Raw genomic sequence first — 19,147 nt, forward strand, 5'->3', positions numbered from 1 at the left:
CTCAGCGGCGTGCGCTGAGGAACCCGACGAGCGCCACCGCCGCGGCGCACACCATCGCGATACCCAGCGGTGTCGCAGTGTGCTCACCGCCGAGTCCCACGAGCGGCGACACCACGGCCGCGAGCCCGAACTGCGCGGCACCGAGCAGCGCTGACGCGGTGCCCGCGGCCCTGGGCGCGGCGGACAACGCCAACGCGGTGGTGTTGCCGAACACCAGGCCCATGCCCGCGACGGCGAAGAACAGCGGCAGCGACAGCCAGCCCGCGGCAACGCCGGAGATCGCGATCGCCAGCACCGCGACGCTGGCGGTCGAGATGACGGCGAGGCCGGCACCGGCGAGCGTGCGCGGCTCGACGCGCGCGGCCAGCCGTGCGCTCGTGGCGCTCATCAGCAACAGGCCCAGCGCGTTCACCCCGAACATCGCTCCGTACTGCGCCGAGCTGAGCCCCATCATCGTCTGGTAGACGAACGGTGAGGCCGAGATGTAGGCCATCATCGCCGCGAACGCGAAGCCGAATGTCACCAGATGCCCGAGGTATTCGCGGCGGGTCAGGTCCCGCAGCGGGGAGCCTTGGGTGGCCTTGTTCGCCTGCAGCGCGGCGCGACGTTCCTCGGTGTGGGTCTCGCGGATCACCACCAGCGCGGCGACGAGCATGGCGACGACGAGGGCCAGGATCACCGCGAGCGCTCCGCGCCACCCCAGCGGCTGTACCAGGAAGCCGCCCGCCAGCGGGGCGGCGATCGGGGCGATGCCGCCCACGATCATCATCAGGCTGAATGCGCGAGCCGCGGCACGTCCCGTGGCCAGATCCGAGATGATCGCCCGGCCGATCACCATGCCTGCCGCACCCGTCAGGCCCTGCGCGAGCCGCGCCGCGACCAGTACCTCGATGGTGGGGGCGAGGACAGCGACGACACTGGCCAGCACGCACACCGCGGCGCCCAGCACCAGAGGCTTGACGCGCCCGTAGCGATCCGAGAGCGGACCGAACACCAGCTGGCCCGCAGCAAGGCCGACGAGAAACGCGGTCAGCGTGAGCTGCACGTTCGTCGGAGAGGTGTGCAGGTCGTCGACCATCTGGGGGAAGGCCGGCAGGTAGAGGTCGGTGGCGAACGGCGCGACGGCCGACAGCAGGGCGAGCGTGACGAGCAGCCCGACGGTGATCTGTGGCGGGGTCTGGCGGCGCGCCGTCGTGTCGACGGTGGAGGTCATGGGGTTCTCCAAGTAGTTATCAGAAGATAGTTATCATTTAATAAGTATCAGGTAGGGTGGATTCGTGCAAGCCAGCCCGCCCCGCGCCGAGCAACTCGCAGACCTCGCCGATGTCGTCATGGCCGTCGCGCGCGCGGTCAGGTCACAGGCCTCCGCGCACCCCGACGTCGTCGAACTGTCGGCCACCGAAATCACGGTCCTGCGCTACATCGACCACCACCCCGACGTCAGCGCCGGCGCCGTCGCCGCCGGAACGGGCTTGCAACGCAGCAACCTGAGTCGGGCATTGCGCGACCTCGAGGCCAAGGAGCTGGTGCGTCGATCGGCTGACCCGACCGACAGCAGACAGGTCGTCTTGCGGTCGACCCGCCGCGCCGAGGAGAACCTGGCCCGGCTCCGCTCGATCTGGGCGCGCCTCGTCGGCGATGCGCTCGATGCGACGGGGCAGGAGTACGACGTCCCCGCGGCGCTGACGCTCCTGCGTGCGCTGGAACGCGAACTCGACGCGCTCGCGCGATGAACCCATTCCGCCGCCGGCGAATCAGCGTTCCTGTCGCCCGTTTCGATGCCGACGCCGACCGTTGGCGCGGTGTGGACGACCACGGATCGATCGCATCTCATCAGCTGACGGTCGCGACGTTCAACATCTGGTTCAACGAGCTTCACCGTGAGCAGCGCTACCGCGCGATCGCCGACCTGCTCTCCGCAGAAACCCCCGACGTGATGGTGTTCCAGGAGGTGACCCGCTCGGCGCTCGCTGTATTCCTTGCCCAGCCGTGGATCCGGGAAGGCTATCGTCGCGCCGCGGTGGTCGGCGACCACAACTACGGGATGCTCATGCTCTCGCGGCTCCCGGTGCGCCGATGCACCTACACACGGTTGCCCAGTCGCCTGTCCCGGGGCTACCTGGCGGGTGAATTCACCGTCAACGGAAGCGATCTGACGATCGTGTCCGTACACCTCGAAAGCGGTAAGACGGCTGCGCAATTGCGCGCGCACCAGATGTCGAAGCTGTGGCGCGCATTCGGTGACGACCGCGACGTCGTGATGCTGGGCGACTTCAACATGCGTGACGACGAGAGCCGTGCGCTGGACCCGCGGTATCGAGACGTGTGGCCGCACCTGCGGCCGGACGACCCGGGGTTCACCGAAGACACCGCGATCAATCACATGCGCTACGACATGAAGAACAAGCACCGCCAGGTGCGGTTCGACCGGGTCCTGCTCACGGGGCCGGCCTGGCAGGCCGTCGACATCGGCCTGCTCGGCCGCGACCCGATCGCGCCCTCGTTGCTGAGGATCTTCCCGTCAGACCACTTCGGGGTGCTGTGCCGGCTCGAGGCACAACCGGTCGCCGCGGTCGCCGCGGTCGCCGACGACCGTCGACGATGGCTTCGTCGGACTATGCGCGAAAATTCGCGTTGATCCGCTGCTGCAGATAGTCTTTCGCGCTGATTGCCGGATACTTCGCGCGGGGGCCTTCGATGGTCACTTCGCTGTTGGCCTGGGCGAAGAACGCGATGCTGTATCGCGCGGCTCGGTCATCAAACGGGCCGGGACTCTTGACGCGGTGGAAGTTCGACGGCAGCAGGTCGTCGCTCCAGCGCATCAGCATGTCGCCGATGTTGCAGGTGATCGCGTCCTCGGACGGATGCACCGACGTCCACTGCTGGGCGTCGCGCTCCTTGCCGGGGCAGACCTGCAGCCCGCCCTGCCCCTCGCGCTGGAAGAGCAGTGTCAGGCAGTCGAAGTCGGTGTGTGCTCCCGCGCGCCACACCCCGGTCAGATCCGCCTCGGCCGGCAACGCGAAGTAGTGCAGCAGCCGCAGCGTGCTCTGGTAGGTCGGCGACGCCGGGTCATGCGCGCGGGTGAAGAACTCGCGATCGAAACCCAACTTGCCCGCGAACAACGACAGGAGTTCCATCGCGAGCTTCCAGCACCGATGCTCGAAATCGAGCATCGTGGACCGGAAGCCGGCCAACTCCTGGTCGGTGGGCCACAGGTCGTCCATGTTGGACAGCGTCACCTGATAGGACTCCTTCTGGTCGGGCACCCCCACCGACGGCCGGATCTGAGTGAGCTGTTCCCAGCCCGAGTTGAACCGCTTCGGTCTGCGGGCCTTGACGCCCTCCGGAAGTGCGAAGAACCTCTCGGCCATCGCGAACGCACTGCGCACCACCTCGAGGTCGATGCCGTGGTCGACGACCTGGAAGAACCCGATATCGGTTGCGGCGCTCCATATTTCGTCCGCGATAGCGTCCCGGCGTGATTCCAGGTCTGATAGAGATATGCGCCGCACCTCCCGGTCGCTCTCGGTGCCCATCGCCCCCATCGCCCGTTCCCGCTGCAGTTCGGTCATGTCGGCGGCGGTGTCGTGTGACTCCACAGTGTGTGACATCGGTGATCCTCCGGTCAGTTGGCAGCGATCGACGGATCGCTGAATCGGTTGGTGAACAGGTCAGCTCCGGTCATGCCCGCGGGGACGACATTGCCCGTCTTCGCCAGCACTGCACGGAGGTCTTCGACGTTGCGCTCGACGCGGGCCTCGTCGTACACGCCGAATGCGCCGTTGTCCTCGGCGGCCAGGAGGCCTTTCTCCACCAGCAGTGCGGCGCTGAACGCCGCCTCGCCCGCCGAGTACGGCGAGTAGGTGTCGTCCTTGGAGACCACGTCGACGATCGTCGCGTTCGCCGCTTCCGGTGACGCCGCGTAGTCGACGCCGGCCTGCTGGATGATCGGCACCAGCTTCTTCAGGCACGGCGACAGGCTGTCGAGCTTGTCGGCGCGCACCGACATGTTCGACGCATAGATGTCGTAGCCGACGTCTTTGATCAATCCGTAGGCCACCGGCTTGTTCCAGGCGGGGGTGTCGTGCTCATAGGTGTAGGGCTCGGAGTTGGCGAATCCCTGCTGCGCCAACGTCGGATCGCCGACGAACCGCGCCGGCGCGCCGTCGTAACTGGTGTCGATCTGGGTGGCCTTCAGCATGCCCTTGGCCACCATCCACTGCGGGAAGATCTGGTCCTTGGACACGACCACGGTGGCGTCGGTCTTGCCGATGTCGGCGACCGTCTGCCACTCGGGATGACTGGCTGGATCCCACATCAGGATCGCCGGGCTGTACTTCAGCAGCGGGGTGACACCGACGACAGGCTGGTCGGCGGCGGCGGCGATCAACTGGTCGCCGTGCACGACGCCCATGGTCAGCGAGTCGTCGACGTAGAGCTGTGAGGGCACCGACTGGAATCCGATCGCCGGACCGCCTGACTTTAGTGTGAGGTCGACGCCGGTGTCCTTACCGCCCGCCACCAGCGGCCCGGTGACCGATTTCTCCTCGGTGTCCACCCGGTATCCCGGGCCCAGCATGGTGAACAGCGCACCCATGTCGGACTGCGGTTGCCACTGCAGCTGGATGCCGACGTTCGCCGGGCACACACCGGCCAGCTGCTGACCCTCCGGCGCCGATTCCAGCGTGGATTCGGGCCGGGTGTCCTCGGTGCCATAGGCGCAGGCGCTCAGCGCCACGGCACAGGTTGCGGCGGCGACCGCCTTCCGCAGGGGTGACGAAAACATGGGGCTCCTCGATAGCGTGGGGTGGACGGGCGTCGCCAATCCGCGTGGAGCGTCGGGCGGCGGTTGAGTGATTACATGCAATCACAAAACTGCGCCCGCGGTCCTGACGATCCCGCAAAGATCGGTGCTCTCGGGGCGCTCAACTGGACATTTGCCGAGAACTTCGAAAAGTTCTTACACGTGGTTCACGCGACGAAACGTCGTCGTAATACATGTAATCGACTCTTAGGCGGCATATAAAACGTTCTTGCTACATGTAGTCGAGATGAATGGCCAACCCGGGAGTCCTCGTGGAACCGACCCAGACCTTGCCCCGTGACGGGGCGGACGTCGCCCAACCGTCGCCACCGATCGTTTTCGCCGGCGTCTCAAAGCGTTTCGACACCGGCACCGTGGCGATCGAACACGCCGACCTGACGATCGGCGACGGCGAGTTCGTCGCGGTCGTCGGGCCGTCTGGGTGCGGCAAGTCGACGCTCCTGCGGATGGCCGCCGGGCTGGAAGACCCGACGTCCGGATCGGTCGTCGTGAACACCGAGTCGGTCGGTTTCATCTTCCAGGAACCGACGCTGTTGCCATGGCGCTCGGTGCGCGCCAACGTCGAGCTGTGCGCCGAACTGGGTGGAGCCGATCGCAGCCAGACGAAAGAGATTGCAATGGAGTCCATTTCGGCTGTCGGGCTGGAGCAGTTCGCCGACCAACTGCCGAAAACCCTCTCCGGCGGCATGAAGATGCGTGTCTCGATCGCGCGTGCGCTGACGCTCTCGCCGGACGTGCTGCTCTTCGACGAGCCGTTCGGCGCTCTCGACGAGATGACACGCCTCGACATGCAGGTGGAACTGCAACGTCTGTACGCGCACCGTGGCTTCACGTCGATGATCGTCACCCACTCGGTCTCCGAGGCGGTCTATCTGGCCAGCCGAGTCGTGGTGATGACCCCGCGCCCGGGTCGCGTCGCCGGCATCGTCGACGTCGATTTCCCGTACCCGCGGTCGAAGGACCTGCGGTTCGAATCCCGGTACACCGACTACGTCGCCGACGTGTCGACACTCCTGCACCGGGGGGCGGCGTGACAGTCCTGGGCTCAGCACTCGACATCCCGGCCCGTCTGACGGCCAGGCGCGCATCCGGAGACGCGCCTGCTGCTCCCCGAAACGCTGGGCGCAGCAGCAGCATTCGCAGCGCCGTTCTCTATCCGCTGCTGTCGCTGGCCGTCGGGCTCGCGGCCTGGTCGGCAGTCAGCTATCTGGTGCTGGAACCGAATCGGCGGTTCATGCTGCCGCCACCCATCGACGTCGTGCGCCACTCGCTGCTCGACTGGAACCGCCTCGAACCCATGCTCGCCGCGCTGTCGGTCACCGCGCAGGTGACGCTCGTCGGCTTCGTCGTCGCCGTCGTCGTCGGTGTCGCCACCGGCGTCCTGATGTGCCAGGCGCGATGGCTGGAGAAGATCATCTACCCGTACGCCGTAGTCATCCAGGTGATTCCGATTCTCGCCATCGTCCCGCTCATCGGACTCTGGCTGGGCTACGGCATGTCGGCGCGCACGCTGGTGTGCGTCCTGATCGCGGTGTTCCCGATCATCACCAACACCCACTTCGGCATTCGATCCGTGGATCAGGGGATGCACGAGCTGTTCACCATCTCGAAGGCGTCACGCTGGGACCGGCTGGTCAAACTCGAACTGCGCGCGGCGTTGCCCGCCATCCTCACCGGGGTGCGCACCGCGGCGGGGCTCGTGGTCGTCGGCGCCATCATCGGCGACATGTTCTTCGCGAAAGGACAGCCCGGTATCGGCACACTCCTGGACGTCTACCGCGGCCGACTGCAGTCGGATGACCTGATCGCGGCGATCGTGCTGGCATCGCTGTTCGGAGTGATCGTGTTCTCCGCCATGGGCCTGGTGACCCGGCTGGCCGTCGGGCGCTGGCACGAATCCGGCCGTCAACTGTGACAATCAAGGGAGACAACATGTTCGACGTTCCCGTACTGGACGTCAGCTGCTACGTCGCCGGCGGCGACGCCGCGACCGACCACGACTGTGCAGCGGTGGCCGCCGCGCTGGACGCCGCATGCCGCGAGGTCGGGTTCATCCAGATCGTCGGACACGGCATCGACGCGGCCGCGATCGAGGGCCTGACCGCCGCCCTGGACGAGTTCTTCGGACTGCCGCTGGCGGTCAAGAGTTCTTACCGGCGCGACCCGTCGGCCAACCGCGGATACTCGCCGCCCAAGAGCGAATCGCTGGGCATGAGCATCGGGGTGTCGGTCAACCAGATGAACGACTACTACGAAGCGTTCACGATCGGCGCCGAGGCGGAGGCGTTCCTGCCTCTGGATCTGCCCGAAACCAGCTACGCGCGCAACAACTGGCCGGACGCCGCTGCCGGATTCCGGCCCCGGATCGAAAGATACTTCGCCGAGGCGCAACAGCTGGCCCGGACGTTGATGACCGCCTTCACCGACGCGCTGGCACTGCCGCCACGATATTTCGACCCGATGATCGACCACTCGATCGAAGTGCTGAAGATGAACAACTTCGCACTCCCCGAGGGCGATAGCGAGGTCGCCGGTGAGTTGCAGGGGATGGGCGCGCACACCGACTTCGGGATCCTCACCATCCTGTGGGCCGACCAGGTGCCCGGGCTGCAGGTACTCGACCGCGACGGCCACTGGCACGACGTGCAACCCGCCGACGGCGCGCTGCTGATCAACCTCGGCGACGCAATGGCCCGCTGGACCAACGACCGGTGGATGTCGACGGTGCACCGCGTCGACCCGCCGGTGGTCGACGGGCAGATTCAGCGCAGGCGCTCGGCCGCGTTCTTCTTCGACGGCAACTACGACGCGGTGCTGGAAGCGCTGCCCGGCACCCTGGCCGACGGCGAGATCGGATACGAACCGATTACCGTTGCCGAGAACATCGCGATGAAGGTCGCCGGGCTGCGGACGGGGGTGGCACCCACCGCGGTGCTGCGGGAAGCGGCCCGGGTGTCCGCCGCGACGACGTAGGGAGGGTACGACCATGACGTCCTCCGACGGTGCGCTGCTGACCGAGTCGGTGCACCACTCTCTGCAGGAGATGATCTTCAGCGGCGAGCTCGAACCGGGTAGCCCGCTATCGGTGCCCGCTCTTGCGGTCCGGCTCAACGTCAGCCGCACGCCGGTCAGGGAAGCGGTGCAACAGCTGATCTACGAAGGCCTGGCCACCCACACCCGCAACGCCGGGGCACGGGTGACGCTGCTGGACGACGAGACGGTCAAGTCCGTCTTCGATGTCCGGGAAGTCCTCGACGGGCTGGCGGCGCGCAACGCCACGCTGATCGCCAGCCGTGCCGTCGTCGAGCAGCTTCGCAAGATGGTGCAGGTGCAGCGTGAACTGCTCGACGAAGCGCCCGACAGGCACCGCGACGCCAGACTGGACCTGGAATTCCACACCCTGATCCGGGACACCGCACGCAACCGACCGCTCAGCGACGCCCTCGCTCGCCTCGACGGGCAGTCGCACCTGTACCGGTCCGACATGTGGACCACCGATGTGAACCGCCGCCTCGCGGTCGGCGAACACGAACGGATCGTCGCTGCGATCGAGGCCGGTGACGCCGAAGGCGCGAGGGCCGCGGCGTGCGCGCACGTGGCCGGACTGTACGTGCGGACCCGGCGGATCTGAACGGTGACCGCTGCCGCACAACCTGTTTCACTGCTACGGGGGGCCACGCTGGTCGACGGCGCCGTGGTGGACGTCCGGATCGGAACCACAGACGACGGGCACGCCGTCGTCACGTCCGTCGCCCCGGCGGAGCCGTGGGTCGACGACGGTCTGGATCTGCGGGGGTACGTCCTGATGACCGCACCGGCTGAACCGCATGCGCATCTGGACAAGGCGCACTCATGGGATGCGTTGCAACCAAGACTCGGTGATCTGCACGACGCGATCGCGACGTGGAAGGAGGGGTCGCTGCGCTTCGACGAAGTATCGTTTCGGCAGCGCGCCCGGGATGCGGCGCTGGCGCTGCTGCGCAACGGCACCACCGCGGTACGCACCCACGTCGACGTCCTCGCCGGTGACGATCCGCTGCGGGGCGTCCGCGCCGTCGACGCAGTGCGGCGCGAGCTGGCCGGGGTGATGGACATTGAGATCGTCGCTCTGATCAAGGCCTACTCGGATGTCGAGCTGCTGCACGGCGCGCTCGACGCGGGCGCTGACCTCGTCGGTGGGTCACCGCACAGCGCCCCCGACCCGAACGCGGAGTTGGACCGTCTGCTCGGTGTCGCCGAGGTCCGCGGCGTCGGGACGGACCTGCACACCGACGAGTTCCTGTTCGGCGATCATCACACCATCGCGGACTACGCACGACGCGCCGCGACGTGGCCTGCCGACCGCATCAGGACCGCGAGTCATTGCACGCGGCTGGGGACCATGCCTGCCGACGAGCTCGCCGGCCTGCTTCCGCAGATCGCCTGCAGCGGTTTGGGAGTCGTAGCCAACCCGATCACCAATCTGTACCTGCAGGGCCGTGACAACCCTGCGGCGACGCCCCGCGGGATCACCGCGATCGCCGCGTTGCGCGACGCGGGCATCCCGGTGGCGGCGGGTGCGGACAACGTGCGCGATCCGTTCAATCCGCTGGGACGAAGCGATGCGCTGGAAACGGCGATGCTCACCGTCATCGCGGGGCACGTGCACCCCGACGTGGCGATCACGATGGTGACCGACGAGGCGCGCGCGGTGCTCGGGTTGCCCGAGGCAGGTCCTGCGGTGGGCAAGCGTGCCGAGCTTCTCGCGGTGCGCGGCACGAGCGTCCCCGATGTGATCGCCACCGCCCCGGCCGATCGCATCGTGATCCACGACGGTGCCGTGGTGGCGCGCAGCCGAACGCACAGCTGGGTGGCCGCCGCGCCGTGATTTCGGCGTGGTTGCGATCGCTGAGCGACGACGAACACGCCGAAATCGCTAGAGATCGACCGACATCGGGCCCACGCCCCAGATCTCGTCGCAGTATTCGCGGATCGCCCGGTCGGAGGAGAACATCCCGCTGCGGGCGGTGTTGCGAATCGACATCCGCGTCCACACCTCGTCATCGAGCCATGCGCGCGACACCTCGGCCTGCTTGTCGACGTACGCCCGGTAGTCGGCGAGCACCAGGAACGGATCGTGGGCGATCAGGTTGTCGACGACGGGGCGCAACACCTCGGTGTCACCGTGGGTGAACGTGCCCGCCGCGATCAGTTCCAGCACCGCGGCCAGCTCCGGGTCGCGCTCGACGTAGCTCTGCGGCCGATACCCTTCGGCCTTGACCGCCACGACCTGATCCTCGGTGAGCCCGAAGCAGAAAAAGTTCTCCGAGCCGGCCTCCTGGCGGATCTCGACGTTCGCGCCGTCGAGCGTCCCGATGGTCAACGCGCCGTTGATCATGAACTTCATGTTGCCTGTGCCCGAGGCTTCCTTGCCTGCGGTCGAGATCTGCTCGGACAGGTTGGCCGCGGGGTACACCAGATGCGCGCTCTTGACGTTGAAGTTCGGCAGGAACACGACCTTCATGTAGCGATTGACGTCGGGATCGTTGTTGATGGTCGCCCCGACCGCGGTGATCAGCTTGATGATCCGCTTGGCCATGTAATAGCCGGGTGCGGCCTTGCCGCCGAACAGGAACACCCGCGGCGGGATCGTCAGTCCCGGATTCGTCTTCAGCCGGTGGTAGAGCGCCACGATGTGCAGCACCATCAAGTGCTGTCGCTTGTACTCGTGGATGCGCTTGACCTGCACGTCGAACATCCACATCGGGTCCAGCTCGATGCCCGTGGTCGAGTGCACGTACTCGGCGAGCCGGGACTTGTTGGCGCGCTTGACCTCTCGCCACCGTTCCCGGAAGCTCGAATCGTCGATGAACGACTCCAGGCCGTGCAGGCGATCCAGATCCGTCAGCCACCCGGGCCCGATCGCCTCGTCGAGCAGTCCCCGCAGCCCGGGGTTGGACAGGGCGAGGAACCGCCTGGGGGTGACGCCGTTGGTGACGTTGCCGAAGCGCTCCGGCCACATCTCGTAGAAGTCTTTCAGCACACTGGCTTTCAGCAGTTCTGAGTGCAGCGCGGCAACCCCGTTGATCGCGTGGCTGCCGACGGTGGCCAGGTGTGCCATCCGCACCGACTTGCCGCCGTCCTCCCCGATCAGCGACATCCGGCGCACCCGCTCGTCGTCACCGGGGAACTTGTCACGCACCTCCGCGAGGAAGCGGTCGTTGATCTCGTAGATCAGCTCGAGGTGGCGCGGCAGCGCCTCGCCGAACAGATGCAGCGACCACGTCTCCAGCGCCTCGGGCAGCAAGGTGTGGTTGGTGTAGCCGAACGTGCGCACCGTCAGGTCCCACGCGTCCTCCCACGACAGGTGGTGCTCGTCGATCAGCAGCCGCATCAGCTCGGCGACCGCGATGGAGGGGTGAGTGTCGTTGAGCTGGATCGCCCACTTGTCCGGCAGCGCCGACAGCGGCAGGCCCGCCCGTTCGAGGTGGATGTTGAGGATGTCCTGCAGCGAACACGTCACGAAGAAGTACTGCTGCAGCAGGCGCAGCCGCTTACCGGCCTCCGGCTCGTCATTGGGGTAGAGCACCTTGGAGACCGTCTCGGAGACGACCTCCTGGTCGACGGCCTTGTAGAAGTCGCCACTGTTGAAGGCGTCGAGGGCGAATGATTCGACCGCGCGGGCACTCCACAGCGTCAACGTGTTGCAGGTGTTGACCCCGTAGCCCTGCACCGGGGTGTCGTACGAGACGCCCTTGAGGACCCGCTGCGGAATCCACCGCACCCGCAGCCTGCCGGCCAGATCCTCGTAGGTCTCCGTGTGTCCACCCCAGTTGACGAAGTAGCTGGCGTCCGGCTTGTCGATCTCCCACGGGTTGCCGTGCACCAGCCAGTTGTCGGTCTTCTCGATCTGCCAGCCGTCCTGGATCTCCTGGGTGAAGATGCCGAACTCGTAGCGGATGCCGTAGCCGATCGACGGGCGCTCCAGCGTGGCCAGCGAATCCAGATAGCAGGCGGCCAGCCGGCCCAGCCCGCCGTTGCCGAGCCCCGGCTCGCCCTCGCAGTCGAGGATCTCGTCGAGATCCTGGCCGAGGTCGGCCATGGCCTGTCGCGCCTCACCCTCGATGCCCAGGTTCAGCAGGTTGTTGCCCAGCTGCGGTCCCATCAGGAACTCTGCCGACAGGTAGCAGGTGACCTTGGAAGACAGGTCCAGCCAGTCCTGCGTGGTCGCCATCCAGCGCTTCTGCATCCGGTCGCGCACAGCCAGCGACAGCGCACGGTAGTAATGCTCGGCCTGCAGCACCGCCGGCGGGCGGGCGATCGAGTACACCAGGTGGTCGGTGACCGCCGCACGCAGCGCATCAGCGGTCATTCCCGTCCTGGTCTGCCCGGTCGGCCCGGGCCCTCCGCCGCTGACCTGGCCGGATTGATCGGTGGGAACGTTCACGAGGTCGGTCACCGCGCCATTCTGGCGGGTCCATGTTTCGGAAATGAATCCTGATCGTGAACGCGACCTGTAACAGGTTGTGCGCAAACGTTGCCGCGCCGGGAATTGACGCGGTTGACTGTTCCGATGGCGATGGGCGCGCACCCCGTGGTGACGCGCCGTGCTGCCGCCGCTGTGCCCCCGTTACCGCGGCTGATCGGCTGGACCCTGGCCGTCGGTGTCGCCTGCTTCGCGGTCCGCGGGCTGGTCTTCCTGGATAGCTGGTCCTACGCGATGGTGTGGCCCGCGGTCGCACCGCAGCTGGTCGCCCTGCTCACCTCGCCGCGCAGGCAGTGGCCGGTCTATGTGGTCGCGTTCCTGGCGATCCAGATCATCCCGGCACGGCTCGTACTCGGGCTCGCCCCGGAGATCGGAGTCGTGTCCACACTCGCTGCGGTCGTGTTCGCCGCCGCGATGCTCCATCGCGACCAGGACTGGGTGTCCGGCCACAGCGACTCGCTGCGCAGCTGGCAGCGGTTCCTGCTCTACGGCGTCTACCTCGCGCCGGCGCTGGCCAGCCCGATCGGCGTGGCCGGGCTGGTGATCAACGGCGAAGTCGGTACCGGACCGGGGCAGCTGCTCCACGCCGCGATGGCGTGGTACCTGACCGAGGCCGTCGGCATCGCGTTCCTCGTACCCCTGATGCTCCGGTGGCGGCATTACGTACGCCGGCACACCTGGCGCGACGCGGCATGGTTCGCGACGATGAACGCGGTCACCGTGGGGCTGTGCGCGGCGTCTGCGAGGATGACGAGCTTCGTGCTGGTGTTCCTGTCCGGTCTGCCCGCGCTGCTGGTGCTGATCCGATCCGGCATCGCGGCCGCGTTCGCCGCGATGGCCGTCGGTTCGGCGATGGCGCTGGGGGGCACGTTCGCCGGCTACGGCCCGTTCGCGCTGTCCATCGAGACTCCCGGTCAGGCGTTGATCTCGGTGCAGGTGTTCGTCCTCGGCGCGTTCACGATGCTGGTGCTCGTCGCCGCCGCCCTCGAGGATCGGATGCGGCTGGTCGCCCTCGAAGACGTCAGCCACAAGGCCTACGAACTGATCGCCGACCTGACCGGCGACGTGGTGATCCTCGTCGACTCCGACGGCGCCGTGCTGCACCGCGCCAGCAAGGGGCACGAGATCCTCGCGATCCCCGACGGTCCCGTTTCCAAGTCCGCATGGCTCGGCCAGATCCATCCCGACGACCGCGCGGCCCTCGCCGGTTTCCCGGCCGTGATCCAGAGTGCCTCGGAGCCCTTCCGCGTCCGGCGCACCGACGGATCATGGGGCTGGTACATCTTGCACAGTCGGCGCACCGCGGACGGCTTGACCGCCGCGATCATGCGCGACGTGACGCTGGAGCGCGAGGTGCAGGAGTCGTTGACCGACATGGTGAACACCGATCCGCTGACCGGGCTGGCCAATCGCCGGGGGTTGGACGTTCGCGCCGGTGAGATCTGGCTGCGGGCCAGTGCCGCCGGCGAGCAGGTGACGGCGTTGTTCGTCGACATCGACCACTTCAAATCCTTCAACGACCTCTACGGTCACCAGGCCGGTGATGAATGCCTGCGGCACATCGCCGGGGTGCTGGCGCACCTCGCCGACCCCAGCGTGTGCGTCGCTGCGCGATACGGGGGCGAGGAATTCGCGGTCGTGCTCTCGGGGTGCGACGACCCGGCCGGGTTCGCCAAAGGGCTGGTGACGGCCATCCGCTCCCTGGCGATTCCGCATGCCGGAGCTGCGACGGGCACCGTGACGATCAGCGTCGGGGTGGCGACGCTGCGGCCGTGGCGACAGACCGACCCCGATGCAGACCTGGCGATACGGGACCTGCTCGACCGTGCGGACAAGGCGCTCTATGCCGCCAAGAGCAACGGACGCGACGCGGTGTCGATGTACCGGGAGGCCGGGGTCCTACTCGGCGAGTAGGTTGACCGCCCGGCCGAACACCGACGGCAACGCCTTCGCCGCCGGCACGATCGCGCGCCGCACCGGCGATGCGCTCGACCGCACCACCACCGACGTCATCAGGCGGTAGCGGCGGGTGGATCGGCGCCAGAGCTGTTCATAGGCGTCGGGTTCGTCGGCGGCCACGCACCCGGCCAGCGCGCGGGCCGCGGCGAACGACACGCCCAGCCCCTCGCCGGTCAGCGCGTCGACGTAGCCGGCGGCGTCGCCGACGAGCATCACCCGGCCGGCCACTCTGCGGGTCACGCGCTGTCGAAGAGGCCCGGCAGCGCGGTCGGGACCGTGCGGCGATCCCGAGACACGTTCGCGCAGAGCAGGAAACGCCGCGAGGTGATCGTCGAATCCGCCACGACGAGAGGTGAGGATCGCGATGCCGACGCAGTCGTCGGCGACCGGTGTCACGTAGGCCTCCCCGGCGTCGGGATCGGCGGCCCAGTACACCTCGACGCGGTCGGTCCAGGGCGCGATGCCGACATGACGGGTCAGTCCCCATCGGCGTCGCACGCCTCCGGGACGCCGCAGACCCAGCTGAGCCCGGATCGGCGAGTGCAGACCATCTGCCGCCGCCAGGTAGCGGGCTCGAATCCCGTTCACCGACACGCTGTCTCGGTGCTGCTCGATGGTGTCCGCGGTCGTGCTGACGACCCGTACCCCTGCCGACACGGCGGCGTCCAGCATCGCCTGCTGCAGCACCGTGCGCCGCACCCCGAGGCCGGGGCCGGCGGCGAACGTGGCGGTTACCGCACGATTCGGGTCGAGGTAGGTGACACCGCGAAACGGCACCCCGTCGGGGTGGACACCGAGCGCGGCGAGATGGCGGACGGTGTGCGGCATCAGCCCCTCGCCGCATGCCTTGTCGATCGGTGCCTGCCGCCGTTCCATCACCACCGTCTCCAGACCGAGGCGGGCGGCGGCCAGCGCGGTGGCCAGCCCCGCGGGTCCGCCGCCGACTACGGCCAGATCGATCACGGGAGGCGCTCCAAAGCCTGGTTCTCACAGATGATTCGGGCGTGGAGCAGGGCCGCGTTCAGCGCGGTGAACACGACAGCGGTGAGCCAGGCGGTGTGGACCAGCGGCAGCGCGATGCCCTCGGCGACGACGGCGACGTAGTTCGGATGAGACAGGTACCGGTAGGGGCCGCCGGTGACCCGGCCCGCTCCGGGCACCACGATCACCCGGGTGTTCCACTGGTGACCGAGGGTGCTGATGCACCACCATCGCAACCCCTGCGCGGCCAGCACCACGCCGAACATCGGCCACCCCAGTGCGGGCAGGAACGCCCGATGCGCCGCCTCGAGGAGGCAGGCGGCAAGCAGAGCGGTGTGCAACACCACCATCACCGGGTAGTGCCGGGCCCCGAACTCCACGCCGCCGCGTTCCTGGCTCCACCGCAGATTACGTTGTGAAACAACCAGTTCGGCGATCCGCTCGAGGGCGACCGCGGCGATCAGAACGATGTAAGCCAGCACGGCTCACCGCCAACCCAGCAGCACGAACTCCGCGCAGAAGCCAGGCCCCATCGCCATCAGCAGACCGGGCCGACCGGCGGGCGGCTTCTTGGCGATGGTGTCTCGCAGCACGTGCAGCACCGACGACGAGGACAGGTTGCCCACCTCGGCCAGCGAGCGCCACGTCAGCTCCAACGCATCGGGCCCGAGATCGAGAGCGTCCGTGATGGCTTCGATCACCTTGGGGCCGCCGGGATGTGACACCCACGCAGCGATGTCGTCGACCTCGAGATCGTGGGCACCGAGAAACGCGGTCACATCGTCGGCCAGGTAGCGGTCGATGAGCTCGGGCAGGTTCGCCGACAACACGAGCGACAACCCGCTTCCTCCCACCCGCCAGCCCATGGTGTCCAACGTGTCGGGGTAGAGCCGGCTGCGCGAGTCGATCACCGCCGGACCGTGCGGGTCCAGACGACGGGCGCGCTCCTCGCCGACGGCGACCACGGCGGCCGCCCCGTCGCCGAACAGCGCACTGCCCACCAGGCTGGCCATCGTCGGTTCGACGGCTGGGAACGTCAGGGAGCACAACTCGACGGAGATCAGCGCGGCCGTGTGGCCGGGCGCGCCGCGTAGATAGTCGTGCATGCGAGCGATGCCGGCCGCCCCTGCGACGCAACCCAATCCGAACAGTGGAATACGGCGCACATCGGCCCGCAGTCCCATCCGCGTCGCGATGCGGGCGTCCAGGGAGGGCACCGCGATGCCGGTGACGGTGGTGGTCATGATCATGTCCAGATCGGCGGCGTGCAGCCCTGCCTCGTCGAGCGCTGCGGTCAGCGCCTCGCAGGCGAGATCGGCGGCGTGCTCGAGGTACATGTCATTGGCCTCGCCGAAGTCCTGCAGCGCGTGGTACCTCTCGAGTGGCAGGACGAAATGCCGGCTGGCCACCTTGGCGTGCTCGTGCAGAGCGGTGATGACATCGGCGAAGCCGGCGAACGCGGGCATCGCGAGGAAGGTCTCGGTGACTTCCTGCTGGCTGTAGCGGTGTTCGGGGAGGGCGCCGGCGACGCCGGCGATGACACTGACAGGGCTCATGGGGATATCCGTTCCGTGTGTTCTCGAGAAGGCATCGCCGGTGCCTCGGTGAACCCGAGGCGGCGATGAATCCGGTTGAGCCACTGTGGGGCCCACCAGTTCCTGCCCCCCATCAACCGCATGAAGGCGGGTACCGCCACCATGCGCACGAGCGTCGCGTCGGCCAGCACCGCCAGCGTCAGTCCGAGACCGAACATCCGCATGACCGAAGTGCTTGCGGCGATCAGCGCCGCGAAAGAGATGGACATGATCAGCGCCGCGGCAGTGATGATGCGCCCGGTGTGGGCGATGCCCAATGCTACCGATTCATCGGAATCTCCTGTGCGCAGCCAGAATTCGCGGATTCGAGCGACCAGGAACACCTCGTAGTCCATGGACAGGCCGAATGCGATGCAGAACAGCAGCACGGGCATGTTCGCGATCAGCGTTCCCGTCGGCGTGGTTCCGAGCCCGCCGAGATGACCGTCCTGGAACACCCAGACCAGCGCGCCGAACGCGGCGCTGAGCGAGAGAACGTTGAGCACAAGGGCTTTCAGCGGAACGACCAGACTGCCGGTGAGCAGGAACAGCAGCACGAACATGATCGCGCCGATGAGGCCGAGCACCAGCGGCAGGGTGGACGTGATGGCGGCGACACTGTCCCGGTTGGCCGCGGCGGTACCGGTCATCTCCACCGCGCGCCCGCCCGGGCCGGGTACCGCTTCCAGCCGGTTCAGTTGGGTCTCCGAGGCGTCGGAGAACAGCGGCGCGCTGCTGGCCACGGTGAGATAGGAGGCTCCGTCGCGCTCACCGGTCGGAGCCGACGGCGGGCCGGCGAGGCGGCCGTCGACGTAGGTGCCCGTGGGTGCCGAGACCGCGACGACGTCGGTCACGCGGGACAGGTCGGTGGCATACGTCGACAGCTCGGCGGGGTCCAGTCCGCGAGTGTCGGGCAGCACGATCGTGACTGCGGTGTCGGTGTTCTCGGCGAATTCGTCCCGCAACTGGTCGCCGACCTGGTGGGCCGACGCGGACCGGGGGAGCACGCGGTCGTCGGGGAAGCCCCACCGGACGCCGAGGAACGGCAGGCCCGCGACGACCAGCAGCAGGACGACGGCGAGTCCGAGAGGCACGGCGCGGCGCATCACGGCTTTCGCGCAGCGGTACCAGAAGCGCTGCTCCACGGTGACGGGCTCAGGCTCTGGGCGGCGCAGTACGCGGCGCACGAGGCGGCGTACGTCCAGGGCGGTGTGCCGATCGCCGAGCAGCACCAGCGCGGCCGGGGTGACGATCACCGCCGATGCCGCGGCGAACGCAACCGTCGCCACGCCTGCGTAAGCGAAGGACTTGAGGAAGTGCATCGGGAACAGGACCATCACCGACATCGACAACGCGACCGTCGTCGCCGAGAAGATCACCGTGCGCCCAGCGGTGCCCATCGTCGTGCGGATGGCCTGCCGCCGATCTGCGCCCATCGCGAGCTCGTCGCGGTAGCGGCTCAGGATCAGCAGCGTGTAGTCGATGGCGAGCGCCAAGCCCATCGCGGTGGCGAGGTTCAGCGCGAAGATCGACACGTCGGTGAAGACGGTGACCGCCCGCAGCACCGCGAGGGCGCCGACGATCGCCATCACCCCGATCGCCACGGGCAGGGCCGCGGCCAGCAGTCCGCCGAACACCCACACCAGGACGAGGAAGCTCAGCGGGATCGCCAACCCCTCCATCAGCAGCAGGTCGCGCTGTGAATGCTCGGTGATCTGGACGTTGACCATCGCGGTGCCGCCGGTCCGCACGCTGACGCCGTCGGGCACGTCGCGGGTGACCTGTTCGTCGATCTGGGTGGCGTAGGTCTGCTGTTCGGCTTCGGTCCCGCTGATGCCGACCACGACGAGCCCGGCTGTCCGATCGCGGTTGACGAGGCCGGCCTGATCGTTCGGCACAGCCGACGGCGGGGCGGTCGGTGCGCTCCAGGCCGACGACACCGTCGCGACGTGGGGTTCGCGGCTCACCTCCTCGGCGATGCGTTCACCGGTCCGGCGTGCGGCCGGGCTGTCGATGCCGTCGGGCGAGGACACCACGATGACCATGGCGACATCGCCCTGACCAAAGGTGTCCGCAAGGGTCTGCGACGCCCGAGCCGACTCGGAGCCCGGGTCGGCGAAGCCGCTGGGGGACAGGTGGGCGGCGACCGGCACACCGACGAGTGCGAGCAGTGCGGTGAGGACCGCCGCGGCGGCCACGATCCGGCGCGGGGCGGTGAGGGCGAGCGACGCGATTCGGTTCAGCAGTGTCGTCTCCTGTCCGATCGAAGGCCTGAACGGGACACGACGGGGCCGCCGGTTGGGTTCACCGTCTGGGTCAGGTGTGACCTAAGTCATGGCGGGG

Annotated in this window: 16 protein-coding genes; 8 read left to right on the forward strand and 8 right to left on the reverse strand. The window is 67.8% G+C overall.

Features of this window, described 5'->3' with window-relative positions; genetic code table 11:
• Window position 1 precedes the first annotated feature (1 nt).
• Window positions 2-1,213 (reverse strand): multidrug effflux MFS transporter, encoded by a 1,212-nt coding sequence (locus tag ACZYYX_RS08990; RefSeq protein WP_463814072.1) that lies wholly within the window; start codon window positions 1,211-1,213, stop codon window positions 2-4.
• 64 nt (window positions 1,214-1,277) lie between these two features.
• Here ACZYYX_RS08990 and ACZYYX_RS08995 point away from each other — a divergent pair, with 64 nt between their 5' ends.
• On the forward strand, window positions 1,278-1,733 hold the full coding sequence (locus ACZYYX_RS08995; protein WP_463814073.1) for a MarR family winged helix-turn-helix transcriptional regulator: 456 nt from the start codon (window positions 1,278-1,280) through the stop codon (window positions 1,731-1,733).
• Entirely contained in the window at window positions 1,730-2,638 is a 909-nt protein-coding gene (locus ACZYYX_RS09000; protein WP_463814074.1) for an endonuclease/exonuclease/phosphatase family protein, read from the forward strand. The genes ACZYYX_RS08995 and ACZYYX_RS09000 overlap by 4 nt, the downstream gene beginning before the upstream one ends.
• On the opposite strand, the gene ACZYYX_RS09005 is transcribed toward ACZYYX_RS09000, so the two are convergent.
• Both ACZYYX_RS09005 and ACZYYX_RS09010 read right to left on the reverse strand, forming a co-directional pair.
• Window positions 2,616-3,611: an isopenicillin N synthase family dioxygenase gene (locus ACZYYX_RS09005; protein WP_463814075.1), complete on the reverse strand. Its 996-nt coding sequence runs from the start codon at window positions 3,609-3,611 to the stop codon at window positions 2,616-2,618. The genes ACZYYX_RS09000 and ACZYYX_RS09005 overlap by 23 nt on opposite strands.
• 14 nt (window positions 3,612-3,625) lie before the next feature.
• A complete protein-coding gene (locus ACZYYX_RS09010) occupies window positions 3,626-4,786 on the reverse strand; it encodes a nitrate ABC transporter substrate-binding protein (protein ID WP_463814076.1) in 1,161 nt (386 codons plus the stop codon).
• A gap of 290 nt (window positions 4,787-5,076) precedes the next feature.
• On the opposite strand from ACZYYX_RS09010, the gene ACZYYX_RS09015 reads away from it, so the two are divergent.
• From ACZYYX_RS09015 to ACZYYX_RS09035, 5 genes are all read left to right on the forward strand, one after another.
• The gene (locus ACZYYX_RS09015) at window positions 5,077-5,859 is read left to right on the forward strand and encodes an ABC transporter ATP-binding protein (protein WP_463814077.1); all 783 of its coding nucleotides are present in this window, start codon (window positions 5,077-5,079) and stop codon (window positions 5,857-5,859) included.
• A 101-nt stretch (window positions 5,860-5,960) separates the two neighbouring features.
• On the forward strand, window positions 5,961-6,740 hold the full coding sequence (locus tag ACZYYX_RS09020) for an ABC transporter permease (RefSeq protein ID WP_463814853.1): 780 nt from the start codon (window positions 5,961-5,963) through the stop codon (window positions 6,738-6,740).
• Between the two features lie 17 nt (window positions 6,741-6,757).
• A complete protein-coding gene (locus ACZYYX_RS09025) occupies window positions 6,758-7,798 on the forward strand; it encodes an isopenicillin N synthase family dioxygenase (RefSeq protein WP_463814078.1) in 1,041 nt (346 codons plus the stop codon).
• A gap of 13 nt (window positions 7,799-7,811) precedes the next feature.
• Window positions 7,812-8,456: a GntR family transcriptional regulator gene (locus tag ACZYYX_RS09030; RefSeq protein ID WP_463814079.1), complete on the forward strand. Its 645-nt coding sequence runs from the start codon at window positions 7,812-7,814 to the stop codon at window positions 8,454-8,456.
• A gap of 3 nt (window positions 8,457-8,459) precedes the next feature.
• Window positions 8,460-9,692 (forward strand): amidohydrolase family protein, encoded by a 1,233-nt coding sequence (locus ACZYYX_RS09035; RefSeq protein ID WP_463814080.1) that lies wholly within the window; start codon window positions 8,460-8,462, stop codon window positions 9,690-9,692.
• A 48-nt stretch (window positions 9,693-9,740) separates the two neighbouring features.
• Here the strand turns inward: ACZYYX_RS09035 and ACZYYX_RS09040 are convergent, their stop codons facing one another.
• Entirely contained in the window at window positions 9,741-12,263 is a 2,523-nt protein-coding gene (locus ACZYYX_RS09040) for a glycogen/starch/alpha-glucan phosphorylase (RefSeq protein ID WP_463814081.1), read from the reverse strand.
• A gap of 114 nt (window positions 12,264-12,377) precedes the next feature.
• Between ACZYYX_RS09040 and ACZYYX_RS09045 the strand changes: the two genes are divergently transcribed.
• Entirely contained in the window at window positions 12,378-14,204 is a 1,827-nt protein-coding gene (locus ACZYYX_RS09045; RefSeq protein ID WP_463814082.1) for a sensor domain-containing diguanylate cyclase, read from the forward strand.
• On the opposite strand, the gene ACZYYX_RS09050 is transcribed toward ACZYYX_RS09045, so the two are convergent.
• The 4 genes from ACZYYX_RS09050 to ACZYYX_RS09065 are packed head-to-tail and all read right to left on the reverse strand — an operon-like array spanning window position 14,190 to window position 19,050.
• Complete coding sequence (locus tag ACZYYX_RS09050) at window positions 14,190-15,212, reverse strand: NAD(P)/FAD-dependent oxidoreductase (protein WP_463814083.1); 1,023 nt, start codon at window positions 15,210-15,212, stop codon at window positions 14,190-14,192. The genes ACZYYX_RS09045 and ACZYYX_RS09050 overlap by 15 nt on opposite strands.
• The gene (locus ACZYYX_RS09055) at window positions 15,209-15,712 is read right to left on the reverse strand and encodes an isoprenylcysteine carboxyl methyltransferase family protein (RefSeq protein ID WP_463814084.1); all 504 of its coding nucleotides are present in this window, start codon (window positions 15,710-15,712) and stop codon (window positions 15,209-15,211) included. The genes ACZYYX_RS09050 and ACZYYX_RS09055 overlap by 4 nt, the downstream gene beginning before the upstream one ends.
• A 3-nt stretch (window positions 15,713-15,715) precedes the next feature.
• Entirely contained in the window at window positions 15,716-16,786 is a 1,071-nt protein-coding gene (locus tag ACZYYX_RS09060; protein ID WP_463814085.1) for a type III polyketide synthase, read from the reverse strand.
• Entirely contained in the window at window positions 16,783-19,050 is a 2,268-nt protein-coding gene (locus ACZYYX_RS09065; protein ID WP_463814854.1) for an MMPL family transporter, read from the reverse strand. Before ACZYYX_RS09065 ends, ACZYYX_RS09060 begins: the two co-directional genes overlap by 4 nt.
• Window positions 19,051-19,147 lie beyond the last annotated feature (97 nt).

It is taken from the genome of Mycobacterium sp. IDUB_1, from assembly GCF_055419625.1.

Coding starts and splice junctions, on each gene's coding strand:
- ACZYYX_RS09010 (WP_463814076.1), bottom strand. CDS start 4,786: ATGTTTTCGTCACCCCTGCGGAAGGCGGTCGCCGCCGCAACCTGTGCC.
- ACZYYX_RS09005 (WP_463814075.1), bottom strand. CDS start 3,611: ATGTCACACACTGTGGAGTCACACGACACCGCCGCCGACATGACCGAA.
- ACZYYX_RS09060 (WP_463814085.1), bottom strand. CDS start 16,786: ATGAGCCCTGTCAGTGTCATCGCCGGCGTCGCCGGCGCCCTCCCCGAA.
- ACZYYX_RS09030 (WP_463814079.1), top strand. CDS start 7,812: ATGACGTCCTCCGACGGTGCGCTGCTGACCGAGTCGGTGCACCACTCT.
- ACZYYX_RS09045 (WP_463814082.1), top strand. CDS start 12,378: ATGGCGATGGGCGCGCACCCCGTGGTGACGCGCCGTGCTGCCGCCGCT.
- ACZYYX_RS09025 (WP_463814078.1), top strand. CDS start 6,758: ATGTTCGACGTTCCCGTACTGGACGTCAGCTGCTACGTCGCCGGCGGC.
- ACZYYX_RS08990 (WP_463814072.1), bottom strand. CDS start 1,213: ATGACCTCCACCGTCGACACGACGGCGCGCCGCCAGACCCCGCCACAG.
- ACZYYX_RS09000 (WP_463814074.1), top strand. CDS start 1,730: ATGAACCCATTCCGCCGCCGGCGAATCAGCGTTCCTGTCGCCCGTTTC.